Here is a 14799-nt window from a genome sequence, read left to right as displayed (position 1 = left end):
TTTGAAGGCCGATAGTTGCATCGGCAATGGATAGGTCGCTGGCATAGTAAGAGGGGCAATGAGAGCGTATCAAACGGGATAAATAATCAATTAATAAGTCAGTAATAGTGGTTAATTTAATCCCGCCGCGTGGGTGCATGATTTTCTGCTGACAGCAAACGGGAGGTGGTTGACGGGCCATTGGTATGGCCCGTCAACACGGGGTTAACCCTGCTCTACTTGCAGCCAGATGGCGCACTGATAAGGGGCGAAGAGTGGCAGCGGTTCGCCTGGGTAATTGGCCAGCAGCAACCGCATCTTGTCTGTCACCTTGTCGAAGTGGGGCATCGGCAAGGGGTTCGCCGTGAGATTGGCGAGCAGCAGCAGGGTGTGCCGCTCTCCGCTGGCCGGATCCTGCCAGTGGCGGCGATAGCTGATGCGCTCGGGATCATCCCCATCCAGCAGTTCGAAATTGCCGTGGCGAACGACAGGGTGAGCCTTGCGCAGGGCGATAAGCTGGCGATAGCAGTGAAACGGCGAGTCGGGGCGGGCCAGCTGCTCGGCGGCATTTATCTCGACGTGATTGGCGTTGAGGGCAATCCAGGGCGTGGCCGTGCTGAAACCGGCGTGGGGGCCTGCGTCCCACTGCATCGGGGTGCGGGCGTTGTCGCGGCCGATGGCATCGAGCCGCCGACTCAGCTCGGCAGGATCCAGCCCTGACTGGCTGGCGCGGTAGTTGATGGCCTCCACATCGCGCAGCTCGTCCGGCTGCCAGTGGCGGTTGGTCATGGCCAGCTCCTCCCCCTGATAGATGAAGGGAGTGCCCTGCATCATGTGCAGCACCATGGCCCACAGCCTGGCGCTGGTTTCCCGCCACTCTGGTCTGTCGTCGCCAAAGCGGGAGACGGCGCGAGGCAGGTCGTGGTTGCCGAGAAACAGGCTGTTCCAGCCACGCCCGTGCAGCCCTTGCTGGTGGCGGGCCATGGCTCGCTTGAAGGCGAGGGGAGCAAAACGGGATGACCACTTGTCACTGCCGAGCCCCAGATGCTCGAAGTTGAACACCATGCTGAACTCGCTGCCGTCGTGGTTCGAATAGTTCTGCATATGGGCGAGATCGGCCCCCCAGGTCTCCCCCACAGTGATGATCCCCTTGCCGCCGAAGCTCGCGGCATTGAGCTCGTGGATATAGTCGTGCAGGCGCGGGCCATTGCTCATGGCCAGCCGGTCCCACTCCTTGCTCACCATGTCGATCACATCGAAGCGAAATCCCTTGATCCCTTTGCCCAGCCAGAAGTTGATCACCGCCGCCATTTCGGCCCGCACCGCCGGGTTATCCCAGTCCAGATCGGCCTGACTGGGATCGAAGTTGTGCAGGTAGTAGCGATCAAGCGCTGGCACGTACTGCCAGCCGCTGCCGCCAAAAATCGAGGTAATGGGGTGAGCATCGACAAAGGCTTGATCCCGGAATACGTAATAACCCTGATAACGGGGATCGCCAGCCAGTGCCTTCATAAACCACTCGTGCTCGGTGGAGGTGTGGTTGGCGACGATATCCATCATGATGCCGATGCCGTGAGCGGCCGCTTCGGCGATCAGCTGCTCCATCTCGGTCAGGGTGCCGAAGGCGGGGTCGATGGCACGGTAGTCCGCCACATCGTAGCCGTTGTCCCGTTTGGGGGAGCGATAGATGGGGGTGAGCCAGAGCATATCGACCCCGAGGGTGGCCAGATAGTCGAGGCGCTGACGGATGCCGTTGATATCGCCCATGCCGTCGCCATCGCTGTCCTGAAAACTCATGGGGTAGATCTGGTAGATGACGCAGCTATCGAGGTCGATATCGGGCGTGTGAAGGGAGTGCGTATTCATCAGCTTGGCCGGTTGGGGGAGAAGATTTTCTATCTTACGCAGATGAACGGGTACTCGACAGGGCAGGGGAAACCTTGAAAAGGGTTCCATAGTTGGCTGATTGCCAAAAGTGCGGGAAGGGTCACAAAGGTGCCATCCCGGGCCACGGCTGTGGTCGGGATGGCACGGCACTTAGCGTTGATGCTATGCAGGAATACAGGTTATTGAGCAGCCTTGGCCTGCTCGCTGCGCTGTTCCTGCTGGCGTTCCGCTTGTGCTTCCAGCTCCTTGCCGAGGAAGTAGTTCAGGAAGGTGCGGATCACCGCGATGATGGCAAGGCGGATCAGCTCCTCCTTGCTTGGCGCGACCGTGGTGGCCAGGATGTCGGCGGCGAGCTGGAACTCCAGCGCCAGAATGAGCCAGCTGCCAAAACAGAGGCGAATGCGCGGAAAGCCCGGTTCGTGATCCTCCATCCGTGCCGCCAGCCAGAGGGTCTTGCCAAGCCCTATCACCACACAGGCGATGGAGATGATCTCCAGCAGCAACTGGAACAGCTCGACCCCGTGCATCATCCCTTCTCTCAGGCTCGCTATCTCAAACACTCGGGTCACCTCCATGATTCAAAAGAGGACACTATTAACACATCGCTCGGCAAAGGCCAAATCAGAGTCTCCTGATAAACAGTGAGAGCTGTTCAATGAGCTGACGCGCAGCGGGGCTGACTCCGGCCAGTTGAAAGAAGCCGTGTATAACCCCCAGTTGCCGCTGACAGGTAGCCGTGACTCCGGCTTGCAGCAGTTTGCGATAGAGGGCTTCCCCTTCATCGCGCAGCGGATCATATTCCGCCGTTACGATATGGGTCGGCGGCAATCCTGACAGGGCAGGATGGTGGAGCGGGCTGGCTTCGGGGTGAGTGGCGGGCAGTTCACCCAGATAGGCGTGAAAACCGCTTAACAGCATGTCGCGGGTGATGAGGTAGTCATCCCCTAGCTGCCGATAGCTGTCACTGTCGCCCGCAGCATCGAGCATCGGATAGATGAGCAGTTGGGCTGCAGGCAAGGGTGCGCCTTGCTCCTTGAGTCGCAAGGTGGTGATCAGGGCGATGTGCCCGCCGGCACTGTCGCCCGCAAGGACAATCCGTGCCGGATCCCCATGCCATTTCTCCACATCGGCCATGATGGCGAGCGTAGCAGCCAGTGCGTCGTCGTGTGCTGCAGGATAGGTGTGTTCAGGGGCAAGGCGGGTATGTACCGCGAACACCAGTGCTTCGGCGCGATTACACAGCATGCGCATCTGGCGGTCGTGGGTGTCGAACTCGCCGCTGACAAAACAGCCGCCATGAAAGTAGATCAGGGCCGGATGGTTTGCGCTTGAGGTGGGCGCCGGCTGATAGAGGCGAATGGAATAATGGCCATGTTGCCACTCTTCGACAACGCCAACCTCCTCCCGTTCACCGCCCAATATGGCCGAAGCAAGATAGCCTTCACGTCGTGCCTGCCAGCTCAGGCTACTCGCCTTGGGGCGGCCTGCAGCGATGAACTCCGCCACCATGGCCGCAATGGCCGGTTCAAGTTGTATATCCATAACGCACCAATAACTGTATATAAAAACAGTTATTTTGCGCCTTTAGCCAGAGAGCGCAACCGGCGTTAGCTGAGGCAGCTCACAAAATCAGACTTCAAGCAGCTGGAATTCAATCACATAGAGCGGCGGCAGATCGGGGTAGATATCGCGGATCACCTGTTTGAGCTCGGGGAGGGTCATGTTCTCCTGGCGGGCGTGCTCGTCATTCAGTTCATCGAAGGCTACAGCATTGACGGAGAGCACCTCGATGGTGCCGAAGGGCTGGTGCTCCGGGTTGGTGAACAGCGCCAGCCGCTGGCCGGGCTGCCAGTTGGCCTCGCTCTCGTCGCGGATGGTGATGGTCTTGCGGCCCGCCTGAATGTCGGCAACGAAGCGGCTGAAGAAGGTGAATTCGGGATGGGTAGACATGGCTCTCTCCTGACAGGGTGAATCGAAATGGGATGAATGGAAATCAAAGGTCGAGATAGGCGCGCAGCCTGGTCAGATCGGCGATAACGGGGCCGTCGCTGCCGTCGGCCACTATGCCCTGTTCGACCAGCTCCTTGAGGGCGCGGCGGTAAACCCGCTCTGTGGTGCCGAAGCGCGCCGCCTCGTGGGCCCGCTTGCGTGACCCCAGCATGGGGGTGCGCTGGCGTTCTCGCCACAACTCATAGGCGATGTTGTAGGCGATGGGGTGGAGCAGTCGGCTGGTGGTGATCTCCAGCGTATCGAGATAGTCGCTGGCAAGCGCCGCGGCGAAGAAGAGGGTCAGCTCGGGCTCGGCCAGCAGGCGCTGGGCCAGTTTGTGAGCACAGATGACCCGGGCGTCCAGTTCGGTCTCGGCCACCACGTTCCACTGCACCGGGGTGGCGCTGAAGAACTCCATTTCGCCGAAGATCTGGCTGTGACACTCAATCTCGCCAAGCTGGAAGATGCGGCCCGAGTGGACGGCGCTATTGAGGGAGACCCGCCCTGCGCCCACCAGATAGAGCTGCTCGCTCAGCTCCCCCTGCCGCATGATCGATTCGCCCGGCAGGTAGCGACGCAGAAACAGGGTGCACGCTTCCAGCGCCGCGGCAAAGCGGGGTTCCAGTTTGGCGAGTTCGGCGTGAAAACGACCGAGGGGATAGGGCTGTTGCTGCATGACGTACCTGTCGCACCGATGACGAGGGCCATGAGGCTAGCAAGAGCGCGGGCCGGATACCAGCCCGCCTCCTGTCGAATGTGCCGTGATTAACGGTTTGCGGGTTATTGCACCAGGGCGTGGAGGGCGGCGGCGATGGCGTTTCGCTCGCCGTTCATCATAGCCTGCTCGGCGTTGGCGTACTCATTGACCCCATCCTGCACATCCTGCTCGAACAGCACCACGTTGCAGAGCACGGCGGCAACCCGCACCTTGCGCAGGCGCCCCACGGCAAGCAGGGAGGCGGTCTCCATGTCTGCGCCCAGCACACCACGGGCATGCCAGTAGCGGCACACCTCCTGCTCATCATCCCGATAGAAGCTGTCGTGGGAGCGCACCAGCCCGTGCCAATGAGGCTGGCCGCTGGCCGCCACCTGATTGAGCAGGGCAGCCTGCAGCCAGATGTCGGCGCAGGCGGGGTACTCGGCGGGCAGGTAGGCCTGCGAGGCCCCCTCATTGCGTACCGCCCCTTCCACCACGATAAGGTCGCCAAGACCGATGTCGTGCTGCAGGGCGCCGGCAGAGCCGACCCGAATAAGCGAGCGGGCACCCGCCTGCACCAGCTCCTCCAGCGCTATGATGGCCGAGGCACCGCCGATGCCGGTGCTGCAAACCGTGATCGGCACTCCCTGATAACGGCCATTTATGAGACGAAACTCCCGGTGCTGGCCCAGCACTTCGCACTCGTCGAGCTGGCTGGCGATGCGATCAACCCGGGCCGGGTCGCCGCACAGCACCACCCGCTCGGCAATCTGGTCGGGGCGGCACTGGAGATGGGGTAGCAGCGTCATGGCTTATACCCCCTGTGGCTGGCGCTTGGCGGCAATCACCCAGAGGCGGGTGCCGTTGGCGGCGATAAAGAGCAGGATCAGGTATTCGAGCGACATGGCGTAGACCCCCTGCGCTGCATAGATACCGATGCTGATGATGTTGATAACCACCCAGAGGATCCAGTTCTCCACATATTTGCGGGTCATCAGGATCTGGGCGACCACCGAGAGAACCGTCATAGTGGCATCCCAGAACGGGAAGGCATCGGGGGAGGGCTCGGGAGTGGCAAGTCCGGCACCACACAGGTTGAGCAGGGCGACCGAGGTGCGCGCCAGCGCCGCGAATACCGGGTCGATGTAGCGGGTCAGCAGGGCGATGGCCAGCACGCTCACCACGGCAGTGACGATGAGCTTGGATTTGCTGAGCCAGCGGATCTGCAGGGTATCCCCCTGATCGTTGGCCGGGCGGGTCCAGGCGTACCAGCCGTAGACGTTGGCGCAGAAGAAGAACAGCTGCAGCAGTAACAGCCCGTAGAGCTGGATCTGGAAGAAGATGATGGCAAACAGGGTGACGTTGATAAGACCGAACAGGTAGTTGATGGTCTTCTCCTGACTGGCGAACCAGATGCAGGCCAGCCCGAACAGGGTACCTATGGCTTCAATCCACGACATGGCGTAGCCGCCGCCCAGCGGTATGGTCACTAGCGTGTTATTGATGCTGAACAGCTCGAATATGCTCATTTTCTGATCCTTGGCATGGAGGTAGTGCGAGGGTGCCATTCTAGGTGGTGCGGCCGCTGCCGGGCAGGACTTTTGTCCCCCCTGTGCTTGGCACACATCAAAGAAATCCAATCCGATGACCGCCTATTCAAGCGCTGATGGGTTATGGTGCGATAGCTGGCCGGACTTTATTGATATGTAACAAGACCATAGCCTCACGGCTGTGGTCTGATAGAGTCCACTCTCCGGGAGGAGAATCGTGTTGTAAAAGGAGGTTTCATTGAATTCCGAGCTTGTCTGGGTGCTCTCTCTGCTGGCGGGTGCCATCTATCTCTTCATGACCAATAAAGTCCGGATGGACGTGGTCGCCCTGTTGATCATCATTCTCTTTGTGCTGAGCGGCACCCTCACTCTGCCGGAGGCGCTGGCGGGCTTCAGCGATCCCAACGTTATTCTGATTGCCGCCCTCTTCGTGGTCGGGGATGGGTTGGTGCGCACCGGTATCGCCTATCAGGTGGGGGATGCGCTGGTGAAGGTGGCGGGCAGCAGCGAGACCAAACTGCTGGTGCTGCTGATGGTGGCGGTGGCAACGCTGGGGGCGGTGATGAGCAGCACCGGGGTGGTGGCCATTTTCATCCCGGTGGTGCTGAGCGTGGCGAACCGGATGGGGATCCCGGCCGGTCGCCTGATGATGCCCCTCGGTTTTGCCGGGCTGATCAGCGGCATGATGACGCTGGTGGCCACGCCCCCCAACATGGTGGTCAACAGCGAGCTGATGCGTCACGGCATTCACGGCTTCACCTTTTTCAGCTTCACACCGCTCGGCGCCCTGATCCTGCTGTGCGGGATTGTCTACATGCTGCTGGTACGCGGCTCCCTGGTGGGCGAGGGCGAAGAGGGCAAAGGCAAGCAGAGCGGACGCCGAACCTTTCGCGACCTTATCCGCGACTATCGCCTTACCGGCCGGGCTCGCCGGTTGGCGCTACGCCCCGATTCACCACTGATTGGCCATACCCTGGATGAGTTGCAACTGCGCGCCCGCTATGGCGCCCACGTCATCGGGGTAGAGCGCTGGCGCAAGTTTCGCCGGGTGATGGTGCCGGTCTCGGGGATCAGTGAATTTCAGGCCAGGGATGTGCTGCTGATCGACATGTCCGATCCTGAAATCGACATTCGCGAGTTTTGCAGCGAGGCGCGGCTCGAACCGATGATCCTGCGCGGCGAGTACTTCTCCGATCAGGCGCGGGAGGTGGGGATGGCCGAGGTGTCGCTTATTCCCGAGTCGAGCCTGCTTGGTAAAACCGTGCGCGAGGTGACCTTCCGCTCCACCTACGGTTTGAGCGTGGTGGGGCTGCGCCGGGATGGCGAGACGATGGGGGGCAAGCTGGTGGATGAGCCGCTGCAGATGGGGGATACCCTGCTGGTGGTGGGCAACTGGAGTCATATCCGGCTGCTGCAAACCCACAGCCGAGACTTTCTGCTGATGGGGCTGCCGGCCGAGGTAGACGAGATGGCGCCAGCGCGCAGCCAGGCCATTCACGCCCTTATCTGCCTCGGGGTGATGATCCTGCTGATGGTGACCGACCCGGTGCCCAACGTCATTGCCGCGCTGATCGCCTGTCTGCTGATGGGCAAGTTTCGCTGCATCGACATGGAGAGCGCCTACAAGTCGATCCACTGGCCGACCCTGATCCTGATTGTCGGCATGTTGCCCTTCGCGCTGGCGCTGCAAAAAACCGGCGGGGTGGATCTCATCGTGGGCGGGTTGATGAGCGCAGTGGGGGATATGGGGCCGCGAGTGATGCTGGCCAGCCTGTTTGCTCTCTGCGCCGTGATCGGTTTGTTCATCTCCAACACGGCGACGGCGGTATTGATGGCGCCGATTGCCTTGGGCACGGCGCAGCAGATGGGAGTCTCGCCCTATCCATTTGCCATGACCATCGCCATCGCCGCCTCGGCTGCCTTCATGACGCCGGTCTCGTCACCGGTGAATACCCTGGTATTGGGGCCGGGCAACTACAAGTTCGCCGACTTTATCCGTATCGGCGTCCCCTTCACCCTGTTGGTGATGGCGGTGAGCGTGGTAGCCATTCCCTGGTTCTTCCCGTTCTGACCATTTGAGGCAAATAGGTGTTTATCTGGCGGCCTGCGGGCCGCTTTTTTGTGGGCGAGTGAAAGCCGTATCGGGAAGATCGGGAAGGGGGATCAGCAGGAAAGTGGGCAAAAAGAGGCAAATTTCAGATACAAAAAAACCAGCATAAAGCTGGTCTGTTTGGTACTTCGTTCAATGGTGCGGAAGGAGAGACTCGAACTCTCACGCCTAGGGCGCCAGAACCTAAATCTGGTGCGTCTACCAATTTCGCCACTTCCGCAAATTGATGGTGGCTATGACGGGATTCGAACCTGTGACCCCCGCATTATGAGTGCGATGCTCTAACCAACTGAGCTACATAGCCTTTGTTATCGACCACAAGGTGGAAGAGAACAGAATAATGGCTGGGGCACTAGGATTCGAACCTAGGTATGGCGAGATCAAAACCCGCTGCCTTACCGCTTGGCGATGCCCCAACAGTGTTCTTTGCAATCAGATGATTGAAGGAACGTTTTTCAAAAATGGTGGCTATGACGGGATTCGAACCTGTGACCCCCGCATTATGAGTGCGATGCTCTAACCAACTGAGCTACATAGCCGTTTGTTATCAACCACAAGGTGGAAGAGAACAGAATAATGGCTGGGGCACTAGGATTCGAACCTAGGTATGGCGAGATCAAAACCCGCTGCCTTACCGCTTGGCGATGCCCCAACAGTGATGCCTGACAGAAACTATCAAACACCATTTAAAAAATGGCTGGGGCACTAGGATTCGAACCTAGGTATGGCGAGATCAAAACCCGCTGCCTTACCGCTTGGCGATGCCCCAACAGTGATGCCTGACAGAAACTATCAAACACCTTTTAAAAATGGCTGGGGCACTAGGATTCGAACCTAGGTATGGCGAGATCAAAACCCGCTGCCTTACCGCTTGGCGATGCCCCAACTAAGGATGGTGGCTATGACGGGATTCGAACCTGTGACCCCCGCATTATGAGTGCGATGCTCTAACCAACTGAGCTACATAGCCAACCTTGCTTCCGGTGAGTCGTTACCTCGTCACCGTGCGGGCCGAATTATGCGTATCTGGCTCTGGGGCGTCAACCATTTTTTTGCCAGAAAAACTCAATTTGAGTGCGTTTGGCCAGTTATTGGTCTCTGTTGCGCAAAAGCCCAACAATCTGCATTTTTTTACGTCATCTCCTGCTTTGGTGTAACGGCAAAAGATAAAAAGGGAGGCTCGTGAGGGTTGCCTTGTCATAGGGGAGAGAGGAGAGGAAAGGGGGCTGCCACTGGGAGAGAAGAGTGTTTGGCTCCTTTCTATGTCGTCCAGTTGCTACTTTTTAAATCAATATCTTATTCGATGGTCACTCACGGCAGCGTTGTCTTGTGGGGATTTGCCTCTACAAACGGGTCAACAGGGAGATTTTTGGCATGCCATTGGCTTTTCAAAGGCGCTTTTTGCGCTTTTGATTGCTGCCAGCGTAGCCGCGCTCCCCGATGGCAATATGGGTTGTTTTCATTTGAGTTCTACATAAGGGGTTCTGGCCGACAAGTCGGGAGTGAACGTCATTTTTGCGAGCCGTCTCACCCCTCTTCCCCCTGACGCAACCCGGTCAAGTCGGTAAGCTTGGCAGAGTCACCAAAGGCAAGGACGCCCGATGAACTTCACTTTTCGCCAGATCCGCTATTTCGTGGCCGTTGCCGACAGTCTGTCGGTCAGCCGTGCAGCCCAGGAGCTGCACATCTCCCAGTCCGCTGTCACTGGCGCCATTCGCGAGCTGGAGGAGGGGGTAGGCGCCACCCTGTTCGAGCGTGGCCCGCGCGGGGTGACGCTCACCCCTCAGGGCCACCAGTTTCTGCTCCATGCCCGGCGCATCCTCGGCGCCATGAGCGATGCGGCCCACTCCCTCAAAGGAACCGCACGCGAAGAGGAGGGAAGTCTCACCATAGGTGTCACCAGTCTGGTGGCGGGTTACTACCTCTCCGATGCCCTCGGCCGCTTTCGCCGCCTCTTTCCGGCAGTGCATATCGAAGTGAAAGAGGATGAGCAGGCGTTTCTCGAGCACCAGCTGGTCAATGGCGAGATCGATGTGGGGCTCTTGATGACCAACCGCACCATCCGCCATGAGGCGTTCGATACCGAGCTGCTGACCCGCTCACCGCTGCGGCTCTGGCTGCCGGTCAATCACCCCCTCTGCGCCCAGCCCTCCATCTCGTTGACCGAACTGGCCAACGAGCCGCTCATCGCCCTCACTGCCGACCAGATGGAGCAAGTGATTCAGGCTGGCCTGCGTCGTTATGGCCTGCGGCCGCGTATCGTGCTGCGCACCGGTTCGGTGGAGGCGGTACGCAGTCTGGTGACCAGCCACCTCGGTCTGGCCCTGCTGCCTGATTTTGCCTATCGTCCCTGGTCGCTGGAGCAGGAGCGGGTGGAGGCGCGGGAGATCAAGGAGCCGATCCCCGCCATCGATATCGGACTGGTGTGGCGACGTGGCTCGCGTCTGCCGTGGGCGGCGCGCGAGTTTATTGAAATAGCCAAGGAGCAGGGGCGGCTGCGCGCCCGGCTAGGGCCGGCCAGATAGGCTTCATACGACGTCGATATCACTTTTCCCGATAGCTTGGCCCCTGAAAATTGAAATTCTCATTGCTCTCTCCTTCCCATACGCTCACTCAAGCGTTAACAGGATGTTAATTCACTACTGGAGAAGGAGATCACCATGAGACTGACCGCACTCTGTCTCGGATTGCTGGCGTCGTCCCTGCCGCTGCACGCAGCGCAGAAAGGGGAGGGACAGGTCGACATCGTCGCCTGGGCCGGCTACGTGGAGCGGGGCGAAACCGACAAGAACTATGACTGGGTGACCGGTTTCGAGCAGGCTACCGGCTGCAAGGTGACGGTCAAGACCGCCGCTACATCGGACGAGATGGTCGCCCTGATGAATGAAGGGGGCTTTGATCTGGTGACCGCCTCGGGAGATGCCAGTCTGCGGCTCATCGCCGGTGGCAAGGTGCAACCCCTCGATCTGTCGCGCATCCCCAGCTGGAGCAAGGTGGATCCCCGTCTGCAAAATGCCCCTTGGCACACGGTAAACGGCAAGCACTACGGCGTGCCCTACCAGTGGGGCTCCAACGTCCTGATGTACAACACCAAGGTCTTCCCCAAGGCCCCCGACTCCTGGTCCGTGGTGTTCGAAGCCCAGACCCTGCCCGATGGCAAGCCCAACAAGGGGCGCATTCAGGCCTTTGATGGCCCCATCTATATCGCCGACGCCGCTCTCTATCTGATGACGCACAAGCCGGAGCTGGGGATCAAGGATCCCTATGAGCTGAACGAGGATCAGTACAAGGCTGCGCTGGAGTTGCTGCGCCAGCAACGGCAGCTGGTCGGTCGCTACTGGCACGACGCCTTCGTGCAGATCGATGACTTCAAGAATGAGGGGGTGGTGGCGTCGAGCTCCTGGCCGTTCCAGGCCAATACCCTGGCCGCGGACAAGCAGCCGGTCGCCACCGTGGTGCCCAAAGAGGGGGTCACCGGCTGGGCTGATACCACCATGCTGCACGCCGAAGCCAAACACCCGGTTTGTGCCTATCAGTGGCTCGAACACTCCCTCGACAACAAGCTGCAGGGGGATCTCGCCTCCTGGTTTGGTTCCGTGCCTGTGGTGCCCGCGGCTTGCCAGGGCAATGCCCTGCTCGGCGCCGAGGGGTGCAAGACCAATGGGGCTGACAACTTTGCCCGGGTGCACTTCTGGCGTACCCCGGTCAGCCAGTGCAAGAGCCAGGGTACCTGCGTCCCTTACTACCGCTGGGTCTCCGATTACATCGCCATTCTTGGCGGCCGCTGACACGTCCGGGCCGGCTTGCCGGCCCCTCACTCTGGAGTCAATTCATGCACGCAGTTCAGTTTGAACGGGTGAGCCGTCACTATGGCGCCGTCAAGGCGGTGGACGAGGTGTCGCTGGCCATCGCGCCGGGGGAGTTCTTCTCCCTGCTGGGGCCGAGCGGTTCCGGCAAGACCACCTGTCTGCGGATGCTGGCCGGGTTCGAGTACCCGACCGGTGGCACCATCCGCCTCTTTGGCGAGGAGTGCTCGACGCGTCCACCCTACGAGCGCCCTCTCAATACCGTTTTTCAGGATTACGCCCTCTTTCCCAACATGAATGTGCGGGACAACATCGCCTACGGGCTGATGATCAAGGGGATCGACAAGGCCACCCGCCACCGCCGCGCCGACGAGATGCTCGAACTGGTACGCCTGCCCGGGGTGGGGGATCGCCGGCCGGGTCAGCTCTCCGGTGGTCAGCGCCAGCGCATCGCCATCGCGCGGGCCCTCATCAATCAGCCGCGGGTGCTGCTGCTGGATGAACCGCTCGGCGCTCTCGATCTCAAGCTGCGCGAGCAGATGCAGCTTGAACTCAAGGCGCTGCAGCGCCAGCTCGGCATCACCTTTATCTTCGTGACCCACGATCAGCAGGAGGCGCTCTCTATGAGCGACCGCATCTGCATCTTCAATCAGGGTCGCATCGAGCAGGTCGCCTCTCCCGAGACCATCTACGACACGCCAGCCACCCCCTTCGTGGCCCGCTTTGTTGGCAGCGTCAACCTGTTTGAAGGAGAAGCCGCCCGCCGTCTCACCGGCCAGAGCGGTCAGGTGATGGTGCGCCCGGAGCGGATCCGGCTCGCCACGGCCGGTGTGCCCGGCTGGTCCGGCGAGGTGCGCGAGGTGGAGTATCTCGGCCCCTATGTGCGTTACCGGGTGCGCATCGACAGTGACATCGAACTCATCGTCAACCACCCCAACGAGGGACAGGCGCGCCTGCCGCTCGGGGAGCGGGTCTCGCTGAGCTGGGCGGCACCCGCCGTGCATGCTCTGGGAGCGACCCCATGAACAGTGCGAGTCTGACCATGCCAACCGTGCTTCCCCGTGCGCCGCTGCGTCGGCGCCTCTCGAACCTGCTTTATGGCCGCTCCGGTCTGCTGCTGGGGATCCTGCTCGGGCCGCCGCTCATCTGGCTTGGCCTTATCTATGCCGGCTCCCTGCTGATGCTGCTCTCCAACTCCTTTTTCGGGCTCGACGAGTTCAGCGGCCAGATCCGCCACGAGTTCACCTGGCAGAACTTTATCGATCTGGCGCGCCCCGAAAACCGGGATGTGATCCTGCGTACCGTGGTCATGTCCCTGCTGGTGACGCTGGCCTGCGCCCTGATCGCCTTTCCGATTGCCTATTACATGGCGCGCTACACCAGAGGGCGGCAGCGAGCTTTTTTCTATATCGCCATCATGCTGCCGCTCTGGTCGAGCTATCTGGTGCGGGTCTACGCCTGGAAGCTGATCCTCGCCAAGGAGGGGGCGGTGAACTGGCTGGCGGGTCAGCTGGGGCTGGACGGGGTGTTGCAGGCGCTGCTCAGTCTGCCGGAGATTGGCGGCCCCTCGCTGTCATTCTCACGGATCGGCACCTTTATCGTCTTTGTTTATGTCTGGCTCCCCTTCATGATCCTGCCCATTCAGGCGGCCGTGGAGCGGATCCCTCTCTCCCTCATCGAGGCGAGCGCCGATCTCGGAGCCACTCCGGGGCAGACCTTCCGTACCCTGCTGCTGCCGCTGGCGCTGCCGGGGGTAGTGGCCGGCTCCATCTTCACCTTCTCGCTGACCCTTGGCGACTACATCATCCCGGGAATTATCGGCAACTCCACCCTCTACATCGGTCAGGTGGTCTACATGCAGCAGGGGACGGCGGGCAACCTGCCTTTCGCCGCGGCTTTCTCGCTGGTGCCCATTCTCATCATCGCCGTCTATCTGATGGTGGCAAAACGTCTGGGGGCTTTCGATGCGCTTTGATCAACCGGGTCGTACCCTGCGGGTGGCCGCTTACGGCGGACTCGCCTTCCTGCACTTTCCGATCCTCTTTATCTTTCTCTATGCCTTCACCACCGAGAGCAAGAGTTACCAGTTCCCGCCGCCGGGTTTTACCCTCCACTGGGTTGCGGTGACCTTCGAGCGGCCCGATGTCTGGCGCGCCATCCAGCTCTCGCTGGAGGTGGCGAGCCTTGCCACTCTGGTTGCCCTGTTGTTGGGGACGCTGGCAGCCGCCGCCATCGCCCGCAGCCGCTTCTTCGGTCAGGAGATGGTCTCGCTGATGCTGATCCTGCCTATCGCCCTGCCGGGGATAGTGACCGGTCTGGCGCTGCGTTCGGCCTACGGTGCGTTGGAGATCCCCTTCAGCTTCTGGACCATCGTCATCGGCCACGCCACCTTCTGCGTGGTGGTGGTCTACAACAATGCGCTGGCCCGTTTTCGCCGAACCAACCGCTCGCTTATCGAGGCATCGATGGATCTCGGGGCCGACGGTTTCCAGACCGTGCGATACGTCATCCTGCCCAACATCGCCACAGCGCTGCTGGCGGGGGGCATGCTGGCCTTTGCCCTCAGTTTTGACGAGGTTATCGTCACCACCTTTACCGCCGGCCAGCAGACCACGCTGCCCATCTGGATGTATCAGGAGCTGATCCGGCCGCGAGATCGCCCGGTCACCAACGTGGTTGCCCTTATCATCGTCGCCGTCACCACGGTGCCGATCCTGCTCGCCTATTACCTGACCCGCGATGGCAACGACGCCGTGCGCTAATTACCAAGGAAGGTTATTC

13 protein-coding genes and 8 tRNA genes are annotated in these 14799 nt (G+C 60.5%); 6 read left to right on the top strand and 15 right to left on the bottom strand.

From position 1 onward, the window contains the following. Window positions 1-204: 204 nt before the first annotated feature. From WE862_RS19900 to pnuC, 7 genes are all read right to left on the bottom strand, one after another. The gene (locus tag WE862_RS19900) at window positions 205-1845 is read right to left on the bottom strand and encodes an alpha-glucosidase (protein WP_042030036.1); all 1641 of its coding nucleotides are present in this window, start codon (window positions 1843-1845) and stop codon (window positions 205-207) included. Window positions 1846-2045: 200 nt separating this feature from the next. After that, window positions 2046-2426, bottom strand: a complete 381-nt coding sequence (locus WE862_RS19895) for a DUF1622 domain-containing protein (RefSeq protein WP_042030037.1) — start codon at window positions 2424-2426, stop codon at window positions 2046-2048. 61 nt (window positions 2427-2487) lie between these two features. After that, window positions 2488-3408 (bottom strand): alpha/beta hydrolase, encoded by a 921-nt coding sequence (locus WE862_RS19890; protein WP_042030038.1) that lies wholly within the window; start codon window positions 3406-3408, stop codon window positions 2488-2490. Between the two features lie 87 nt (window positions 3409-3495). Next, window positions 3496-3816 carry a N(4)-acetylcytidine aminohydrolase gene (yqfB, locus tag WE862_RS19885; protein WP_042030039.1) on the bottom strand — a complete coding sequence of 107 codons (321 nt, stop codon included), beginning with the start codon at window positions 3814-3816 and terminating at the stop codon, window positions 3496-3498. 43 nt (window positions 3817-3859) lie between these two features. Next, entirely contained in the window at window positions 3860-4531 is a 672-nt protein-coding gene (locus WE862_RS19880; RefSeq protein WP_042030041.1) for a Crp/Fnr family transcriptional regulator, read from the bottom strand. A gap of 104 nt (window positions 4532-4635) precedes the next feature. Next, window positions 4636-5361 (bottom strand): nucleoside phosphorylase, encoded by a 726-nt coding sequence (locus WE862_RS19875; RefSeq protein WP_042030042.1) that lies wholly within the window; start codon window positions 5359-5361, stop codon window positions 4636-4638. A gap of 3 nt (window positions 5362-5364) precedes the next feature. Then, entirely contained in the window at window positions 5365-6081 is a 717-nt protein-coding gene (gene pnuC, locus WE862_RS19870; RefSeq protein WP_042030044.1) for a nicotinamide riboside transporter PnuC, read from the bottom strand. Window positions 6082-6340: 259 nt separating this feature from the next. Between pnuC and WE862_RS19865 the strand changes: the two genes are divergently transcribed. Continuing rightward, on the top strand, window positions 6341-8173 hold the full coding sequence (locus WE862_RS19865; RefSeq protein WP_042030045.1) for an SLC13 family permease: 1833 nt from the start codon (window positions 6341-6343) through the stop codon (window positions 8171-8173). A 175-nt stretch (window positions 8174-8348) separates the two neighbouring features. On the opposite strand, the gene WE862_RS19860 is transcribed toward WE862_RS19865, so the two are convergent. The 8 genes from WE862_RS19860 to WE862_RS19825 all read right to left on the bottom strand — a co-directional run bounded on the left by WE862_RS19860 (window position 8349) and on the right by WE862_RS19825 (window position 9182). Beyond that, window positions 8349-8432, bottom strand: a tRNA-Leu gene (locus tag WE862_RS19860). A 7-nt stretch (window positions 8433-8439) separates the two neighbouring features. Beyond that, window positions 8440-8516 (bottom strand) — tRNA-Met (locus WE862_RS19855). Between the two features lie 37 nt (window positions 8517-8553). Next, a tRNA-Gln gene (locus tag WE862_RS19850) sits at window positions 8554-8628 on the bottom strand. 46 nt (window positions 8629-8674) lie between these two features. Beyond that, window positions 8675-8751: transfer RNA gene (locus WE862_RS19845), tRNA-Met, on the bottom strand. Window positions 8752-8789: 38 nt separating this feature from the next. Then, a tRNA-Gln gene (locus WE862_RS19840) sits at window positions 8790-8864 on the bottom strand. A 42-nt stretch (window positions 8865-8906) separates the two neighbouring features. Then, window positions 8907-8981, bottom strand: a tRNA-Gln gene (locus WE862_RS19835). Between the two features lie 41 nt (window positions 8982-9022). After that, window positions 9023-9097: transfer RNA gene (locus tag WE862_RS19830), tRNA-Gln, on the bottom strand. Between the two features lie 8 nt (window positions 9098-9105). After that, a tRNA-Met gene (locus WE862_RS19825) sits at window positions 9106-9182 on the bottom strand. Between the two features lie 631 nt (window positions 9183-9813). Between WE862_RS19825 and WE862_RS19820 the strand changes: the two genes are divergently transcribed. The 5 genes from WE862_RS19820 to WE862_RS19800 all read left to right on the top strand — a co-directional run bounded on the left by WE862_RS19820 (window position 9814) and on the right by WE862_RS19800 (window position 14780). After that, on the top strand, window positions 9814-10737 hold the full coding sequence (locus WE862_RS19820; protein WP_033115308.1) for a LysR family transcriptional regulator: 924 nt from the start codon (window positions 9814-9816) through the stop codon (window positions 10735-10737). Window positions 10738-10872: 135 nt separating this feature from the next. Then, on the top strand, window positions 10873-12000 hold the full coding sequence (locus WE862_RS19815; protein WP_033115309.1) for an ABC transporter substrate-binding protein: 1128 nt from the start codon (window positions 10873-10875) through the stop codon (window positions 11998-12000). Window positions 12001-12044: 44 nt separating this feature from the next. After that, the gene (locus WE862_RS19810; RefSeq protein ID WP_041210697.1) at window positions 12045-13043 is read left to right on the top strand and encodes an ABC transporter ATP-binding protein; all 999 of its coding nucleotides are present in this window, start codon (window positions 12045-12047) and stop codon (window positions 13041-13043) included. Next, entirely contained in the window at window positions 13040-13993 is a 954-nt protein-coding gene (locus WE862_RS19805) for an ABC transporter permease (RefSeq protein WP_041210698.1), read from the top strand. The genes WE862_RS19810 and WE862_RS19805 overlap by 4 nt, the downstream gene beginning before the upstream one ends. Further along, on the top strand, window positions 13983-14780 hold the full coding sequence (locus WE862_RS19800) for an ABC transporter permease (protein ID WP_033115312.1): 798 nt from the start codon (window positions 13983-13985) through the stop codon (window positions 14778-14780). The genes WE862_RS19805 and WE862_RS19800 overlap by 11 nt, the downstream gene beginning before the upstream one ends. Window positions 14781-14799: the final 19 nt, after the last annotated feature.

This window comes from Aeromonas jandaei, from assembly GCF_037890695.1.
GTDB classification, from domain to species: Bacteria; Pseudomonadota; Gammaproteobacteria; order Enterobacterales; family Aeromonadaceae; genus Aeromonas; species Aeromonas jandaei.
Note: the sequence above shows the minus strand (reverse complement) of the source record. Positions and strands in the feature narration are given on the sequence as shown.